1 protein-coding gene is annotated in these 1,428 nt (G+C 33.6%); it reads right to left on the reverse strand.

All coding sequences use genetic code 11. The annotated features are described in order from the left end of the window. Positions 1 to 1,305: HAD-IC family P-type ATPase (locus tag KA883_RS00565; protein WP_194376092.1), on the reverse strand; the 1,305-nt coding region annotated here is incomplete at its 3' end. Positions 1,306 to 1,428 lie beyond the last annotated feature (123 nt).

Genomic DNA, 1,428 nt, shown 5'->3' on the forward strand with positions numbered 1-1,428 from the left:
AGTGGCAAGTGGATGATTAGAATTACTTTCTAATGAAGCAAATAGACTCAATATTTCTTCATTATTTAACTCGTCTGTAAAACTTTCATAGTGATTCACTGAAAAGTTACCTTCAGTTAGTGTCCCAGTTTTATCCATCATGATGTAATCAATGTGTTGTGCGATTTCTACAGATTCTCTGTTTTTAATGATTAAACCATTATGTGCGCCTATAGAGGTAGAACGTGCTGTAACTAAAGGTATTGCCAAGCCTAATGCATGTGGACAAGCAATGACTAATACGGTTACTAGCCGTTCAAGTGCGAAATCGACGTTGTTTTGAATAAGCATCCATACAATAAATGAAATCAGGCCAATACTTACTGCAAAGTAAAACAAATAACCTGCGACTTTATCAGAGAGGAGTTCAGCTTTTGACTTATCGTTTTGAGCTTGGTTAACAAGACCCATAACTTGAGATAGGTAGCCATTTTCACCCGTAGCAGTCACTTTAACTTGTACTGTACCTGAACCATTAATTGAACCTCCAATAACATCATCATTATGAGTTTTATGAACTTTTTTTGATTCGCCAGTAACTAATGATTCGTCAATTGATGTTTCTCCTTGAACAATGATTCCGTCTGTGGGTATACTTTCGCCTGCTCTGACTTCCACAATATCGTCAATATGAATATCTGATATTTTAACTTCTTCTCGTTGATTGTTATCAATCAGCTTCACTGCAGTATTAGGTAAAAGTTCTGCCATTTTCTTCAGTGCATTGCCTGCATTACCTACTGCGTTCATTTCAATCCAATGACCTAATAACATGATTAAAATTAAAGTCGCTAATTCCCAGAAAAAGTCCATTGTATGTGTGGATGAACCACTGAAGTTATTCATATAAAAGGCGTATAAACTATAAATATAAGCTACTGAAATACCTAGAGCAACAAGCGTCATCATTCCAGGTTTTTTAGTTGAAATTTCATCTTTAGCCCCTGATAAAAATGGCTTTCCTCCGTAAAAGAATAAAATTGTAGCAAGAATTAATACAATCCAATCTGACCCTGTAAATGAAATTTGAAACGGTAATTTAACTCCCATCATGGGCGATAAAATAATAATCGGTATCGCAAAAATCAAAGAAATAAAGAATTTACTTTTAAAATTTCCATGATGGTGATGTTCATGATTACCATGACTAGTGTGATTTTCATGTTCTTGATGACTATGATGCTCATGATTACCATGACTAGTGTGATTTTCATGTTCTTGATGACTATGATGCTCATGATTTTGGTGTTTTTTGTTATTCGACAAAATTAAACCTCCTAATTTTATATTTTTAAAGATAGTAATAAGACAATTTGAGTATAACATATACGGTATAGGGGTATATACCATTTGACTTTTTTATTTTGAAGTGTACAGAAAATAACCATT

It is taken from the genome of Staphylococcus sp. GDY8P54P, assembly GCF_017892645.1.
GTDB lineage: Bacteria > Bacillota > Bacilli > Staphylococcales > Staphylococcaceae > Staphylococcus > Staphylococcus ureilyticus.